This is a genomic window from Microcoleus sp. LAD1_D3 (assembly GCF_036702135.1).
GTDB lineage: Bacteria > Cyanobacteriota > Cyanobacteriia > Cyanobacteriales > Microcoleaceae > Microcoleus.
The window spans coordinates 1-5,439 of record NZ_JAUBSB010000121.1 but is presented as its reverse complement, the minus strand read 5'-3'; the positions used below and the strand labels follow the sequence as shown (position 1 = coordinate 5,439).

The 5,439-nt window shown below is 41.1% G+C and carries 8 protein-coding genes; 1 reads left to right on the top strand and 7 read right to left on the bottom strand.

Annotated elements, in window-relative coordinates; genetic code table 11:
* Nucleotides 1-41: 41 nt before the first annotated feature.
* The gene (locus QUA74_RS29165; RefSeq protein ID WP_333336161.1) at nucleotides 42-1,058 is read left to right on the top strand and encodes an ABC transporter permease; all 1,017 of its coding nucleotides are present in this window, start codon (nucleotides 42-44) and stop codon (nucleotides 1,056-1,058) included.
* A gap of 48 nt (nucleotides 1,059-1,106) precedes the next feature.
* On the opposite strand, the gene QUA74_RS29160 is transcribed toward QUA74_RS29165, so the two are convergent.
* The 7 genes from QUA74_RS29160 to QUA74_RS29130 all read right to left on the bottom strand — a co-directional run bounded on the left by QUA74_RS29160 (nucleotide 1,107) and on the right by QUA74_RS29130 (nucleotide 5,374).
* Nucleotides 1,107-1,196: a hypothetical protein gene (locus QUA74_RS29160; protein WP_333336158.1), complete on the bottom strand. Its 90-nt coding sequence runs from the start codon at nucleotides 1,194-1,196 to the stop codon at nucleotides 1,107-1,109.
* Nucleotides 1,197-1,221: 25 nt separating this feature from the next.
* Nucleotides 1,222-2,187: a hypothetical protein gene (locus QUA74_RS29155; RefSeq protein ID WP_333336156.1), complete on the bottom strand. Its 966-nt coding sequence runs from the start codon at nucleotides 2,185-2,187 to the stop codon at nucleotides 1,222-1,224.
* Between the two features lie 16 nt (nucleotides 2,188-2,203).
* Nucleotides 2,204-2,578 (bottom strand): DUF433 domain-containing protein, encoded by a 375-nt coding sequence (locus QUA74_RS29150; protein WP_333336153.1) that lies wholly within the window; start codon nucleotides 2,576-2,578, stop codon nucleotides 2,204-2,206.
* A gap of 111 nt (nucleotides 2,579-2,689) precedes the next feature.
* Nucleotides 2,690-3,367 carry a DUF3226 domain-containing protein gene (locus tag QUA74_RS29145; RefSeq protein ID WP_333336152.1) on the bottom strand — a complete coding sequence of 226 codons (678 nt, stop codon included), beginning with the start codon at nucleotides 3,365-3,367 and terminating at the stop codon, nucleotides 2,690-2,692.
* Nucleotides 3,364-4,488, bottom strand: a complete 1,125-nt coding sequence (locus tag QUA74_RS29140) for an AAA family ATPase (RefSeq protein WP_333336149.1) — start codon at nucleotides 4,486-4,488, stop codon at nucleotides 3,364-3,366. The genes QUA74_RS29145 and QUA74_RS29140 overlap by 4 nt, the downstream gene beginning before the upstream one ends.
* Nucleotides 4,489-4,533: 45 nt before the next feature.
* Complete coding sequence (locus QUA74_RS29135; protein WP_333336146.1) at nucleotides 4,534-5,151, bottom strand: Uma2 family endonuclease; 618 nt, start codon at nucleotides 5,149-5,151, stop codon at nucleotides 4,534-4,536.
* Nucleotides 5,152-5,215: 64 nt separating this feature from the next.
* Nucleotides 5,216-5,374 carry a hypothetical protein gene (locus QUA74_RS29130; RefSeq protein ID WP_333336143.1) on the bottom strand — a complete coding sequence of 53 codons (159 nt, stop codon included), beginning with the start codon at nucleotides 5,372-5,374 and terminating at the stop codon, nucleotides 5,216-5,218.
* Nucleotides 5,375-5,439 lie beyond the last annotated feature (65 nt).

Sequence of the window (5,439 nt, the reverse complement as noted above, 5' to 3'; positions counted from 1 at the left end):
ATTAATAATTAAATGGGGTCGCAAAATCAAAAATAAGGGCAATGCTTGTATCACAGTTTAAATGTGCAACAGCTTATGAAGAATTCTGGAAGCAAATAAAACTCTGTCGCCAACAGGGAATCACTATTTTGATGGTGACCAACAATAAATCGGACTGGGAAGAGCTAGGTACTTTAGCTACTCGGTACGTCACCCTGCACAATCTCTCCGAATCTCCCCAAAAAAGCCAATTAGTTGAAGATTTTCCGATTCCTAAATCAGAAGAAAAGTTAGATGCTGTTGCCGTTCATGATCCCGTCTTCAATCAATCAGAGCCTTTAAATCCAAACATTTTAGTAATTATCCGAAACCAGTTTGTGTTTGAAACACGACAATTTCTTCGGACTCCTCTGTTTCTCCTTGCAACTCTCAGCTTAGTAGGTTTTGTACCCCTATTGAATAAAGTTCCAGGTATGACAGGAAATTCTGCAATAGAACCTATTATTTATATCTCGGGAATTATTTTTTTTACAATTGTTATCGATCGCCTCGGCAAACGAATTGCTGTTGAGCGCTCTGAAAGATGGCTGAAATTGTTGAGGACGACACCTTTACCCCCAGTCGCATACATAGTAGCAAAGATAGCGACAGCCCTCCTACTTTGTATCGTCAGCCTCTTACTAATTTTTGGGCTGGCAATCTGGCAACTGAAAATATCAGCCGATCCTAGTTCCTGGTTAGTTCTCTTCCTCTGCCTACTTCTGGGTATTGTCCCTTTCGCAATTCTTGGTCTGGCACTGGGATATTTGATCGACCCCAGGAGTGCTGATTCTATCCTCAGCTTATCGTTAATTGTTGTTCCCCTAACCTGCGGAGCATATCCAATTTCTGAATCAAAAATTGTACAAAATTTGATGGTACTATCGCCGTTTTACCACTATCGAGAGTTAGTTTTTTGGGCAGCAAAATTGAATTACGATAATCAGATATTTCTACACTTGCTATGGCTAATTTGGAGTTGCGGCGTATTTGGATTAATTGCTACTTGGTCATATCAGAGAGATCAAGCAGTTCAGTAATTTGTTTATCATCAACACAAGTTAAAAAGGCGGCATCAGGCGACCTCTTTAGTAATTGTCAAGAACCGGTAAAGGGAGATTCATGGTAAGACTAAGTAGAATCCAGTCTTCCAATACCTCTTGTAATTCTTCTGACACACCCTCCTACATCTTACAAATCGCCCTACCTCCTCACTGGCTGAAATCCCTGCACAAAACTCATCCAGCGTGGTACTTTATCACCTGTAATATCTAGGACAGGAATGTTGAAACTTCTGACATCGGGGCGACCGATTTCACCAGCCGAAAAAGTAATATTCGTAGGTTCCGATTTACCTAAACCATAAGCACTAACTATTTGATTAGCAAGTCGGCAGGTTATTGCAAAACTTCCCATATTAATCGTGCCACCTCCAGCCTCGTAATTCCATGTAATACCGGGTGTTAAAGTCCCCTCCTGACACATAAAGTGAGTGACTTCAAACATTTTAGCAATGTGAACATCATATCGCCTTAAGCGTCCTCCATATGCCGGTGCTCTGGTATCACTTTCTGGTACTACAATCGATCCAAAGCCTTCGTCAAAACCAAGCTTCATGGGTAGTGCTGTGGAACTTGTGAGCGGTTGACTCGCTTGAGGTTGTACGCGAGTCGGTGACATCTGTATTGGTTTGACAAATTGACTATTAGCGCGAACGAAACAACCTTGCGCTGCACCAGCAGCGTAGCTTTTTCCTACAAAAAGCCAAGGTAAACCCCTGGTATCGTTGAAAGTACCAGCAGCATTGCTAGGAAAGCTTTCAAAACGCTGTCCCTGTTTTAAGACACCAACTAAAGACCAATTAAAAAACTCAAATGGAGTGCGGTTGTCAGCACGCATAAGTTCTTCAAAAGAAGAATTTGTCATGCGACAATTTAACCCATTTGGATCTGGATCTACTACTTCCCAATAAGTATGATAAGCTCTTCCCATATAATTACCTTGATTATTAGGACTTGGGAGAGGTGCAGTAGAACCCAGTTTAGCTGTTCCTAATACCAGACAAGTTGCCAGAGTAATGGTTTTTAATTCTTTTAACATGGATATCACTTTTAAAACACTATATTGATCATAGTATTTAAGGATTTTATGATACATTAACTCTATCATACTTTAGTATGAAAAACTATAGCTCCGACTTAAACTTGGCCTTAGCCGCTCGCAGTTTTTCCCAAGCAGCTTCCGTTCCAGGTTTTGGTGGTTGGGCGGCAATTCGGGCAATCAGATCGCGATTTTTTTCTTCATAGTACAGCCGCAGTTCTTCAGCTTCCTTAAGAACCATTTGATACTCGGCTTCAACCTCAGCCCGATTTGCCTCAATATAAGCTAAAGCTGCGTTAATTTGTTCTTCTGTAAGATCGAACAATCCTCTGATAAAGTTAGGCGGATATTGAGCCGTCACGTAGTCCATGATATCGTAGATGGTGATGCGCGTACCTGCGATCGCTAGTCCTCTTTCTGTACGGATGATAGATGTTTGTTCGTTAGGTATGCTTGTCATATTTATAGCCTCCTAGAAGTTATTTTTATATGACTAGCTTATTCCGTGGAATTTTGAGATAAATTAACTCTATTATACTTTGCGATCGCTCTCTTAGGACGATCGCGGGAATTACGCGATCGCTCCTTCCACAAATAAACGTATTAACCAATTACTAAATTTTACTGCGACATCTGTGTGAGGACGCAAAGCTTGACTTGTAATTGCCTTTCCCAAAGGATAACCAGGTTCATCATGCCAAGCAAGATATGTATGAATCACTGCTTTACTACGATGCACTTCTTTGAATGTTGTTACTTTACTATCCTGTGCCTGTTCAACACATTCTCGTGCAAATGTCAAAGATGCTGGTTCTGCAAGTTCAGCACAAAAGTCTTCTAACATACCAGAATCTTGATTATTAGGCATCAGCCAAAACCCCAGTTTAGGTTCATCTGAAGAAGGCTCGACTACCGTTCCATCAGCATCAGGTTTGGTCGGTAACGTATAGTTGTAATGTTGTAACTTGCCTTTTATACTTTGCCATCTGCCTTCAAGAGAAGGCTTGTCAGCATCAAGCATAACTCCTATTACTTGAGGAGGATTAGGACGTATAATCAGCGCATTCAGTCGCTTCAAAACCCCGATATCTGAACCGCATTGATAGATACCGAAAGTCTTAGGAACATTATGAGCTTTGCATAAAGCCATCACCACATGGCAATCATTATCTCCTTCAACAAGTAAAACTCTATCTGTATCTTGCTTGCAAACACTATCCTTCTCAGACACCTCGCTTGTCTTACTCATCGTACTTCAACATCCATGTCAATAGAATCACTCAGGGTCTCAGATGTATATTCTGTTGCTTTTATCGATTCATTTTTGGCATCCAATCGGAAGAAAGCACCAAGGGTAGGATAGTTATTCCAGGCTTGGTAGAAACCCTTGATACAATCGCGGCTGTGAGTTGTTGCAAAAATTTGAACATTAAGTCTCTCCGATATCTGAAAAACAATATCCCAAACTTTCGGTTGCACGCTCCAGTGCAATCCATTTTCAAATTCATCAATTAATAAAAGTCCGTTTCGAGCATTGACAAGTGCAACAATTATATGAAACAAACGAGTCATACCATCTCCCATGCTCTTGAGAGGTAATGGTTCGTCTATGCCTTTAATTTTTACTAAAGGAACACGGTTGTCACTTGCACTACCTCTACTAACGTCCTCTACAAAAGCGACTCCAGTAACTCGATCGTCAATTAAACGAAGCGCAGAAATAACTTCCGACTCTAAATCTGTCAAGCTCGTTAAATCCCAAAGAGCAGCTAATTTTCGATTAGACATATTTGCTGTAGAAACAATCTGCCACGTGTATTTTAATTCGGATTCCTGCCTTTCATAAAAAATTCTAGAGCTACGTCGAATGTCTCTGATATTTCTATCTAATCGGAAAATTCTTCTAGTTCTTTCGCCTTCTTCTGCTACGAGAAAAACTTCAACATTAGATATATCTTCGTCAAAGTCCACATCAGAGATGCGAATTTTCCTGATTGTGCCTTCGTCATCATTTTTATTCTGGTATGCGCCAGCGCCGATCCGGAGTTTTATGTTTGAAGAAACTTCTCCAAGAGAAATCCCATCTCCTCCTATGCTGGGCAATTTATGCCCAAAGAATAGATGCCGCACAGGATTACTGATAAAATTTTGGGAATGTGGCTGAGCTTCGCTAAACCAAGTTTCTTGCCTAGACTCTACAAGCTCAAGCATGACGGTAGCAGAAGCGTTGCTGGCATATAGTTCTACTGCTTCAAGAAATGTACTTTTTCCTGAATTATTCTTGCCAACAATCAGGTTGACACGACCCAGATTTTTAACTTCAAGGTGTTTAAATAGCCTAAAGTTGTGTATCTGAAATGACTTCAGCATACAAGATTCCTATAAGTTTTTATAACTAGCTTATATCATATTTGCTTAAAAAGCCAGTTTTTGAAATAACTCCGCAATCGGGAGAGTAAAGCCGGGGACGATTTCTTCGCCATCTAGGGATTGAGTAGACTTAAGCAGGCGATCGGGTTCTTGGGACGATCGATAAACTAACACATACTTTTCTTTAGGATGAATCACCCAGACTAAACGCGCGCCATTCTCGAAATATTCTACGAGTTTGTCGTGAATTTCTTCCACTGTATTGCTAGGAGAAAGGATTTCTACGGTAAGATCCGGCGCACCTTCTAGGAAGCCATCGGGGAGCTCATCTAGCCCTTGCAGGCGTTCTTTTGCCATGAAGGAAACATCGGGCGATCGCTTGTTTCCTGATTTCATCTTAAAAGCAGTGCTGGAATCGAAAATTGCGCCTAATTTTCGCGTTGATACGCAGTTAAACAAGGCTGCACTCAAAATAACGGCAACATAACCGTGTTTTGCACCCGAATTTCCCATGTCAATTAGTTCTCCATTCACAATTTCATAGCGGTGTCCATCTCGGTTGAGTGCCATGAATTCGGCATCAGTCCAGATTTTTTTATCTGCTGGTGTTTCAACTTGGTTTTCAGTTAGGTTTGACCTTGGGTTTTGAATTAGAGTAGCCATAGCTTTCTCCTAAAATTATATTTCTAGTTAAACACAATCCATTTCAAACTCGAAAAAATCGCCCTTAAAAATTAATCCGGCGATAGATTTCAGACATCGGAAGTTCTATATTTAAATTGTGCAGGACGATCGCCCGATCGAGCCGATCGCAAACTTGCCATTGCCAGCGCTCGCTACTTGGGCGCTCGCCATTATAATATTGCTCAATATAGGGCAATGGCACTGAAAAAGGCTTAATCACGCCCGCAGTTTAGCTTTCAAGACAGAGCGAGGTTCCTGCATTCGAGG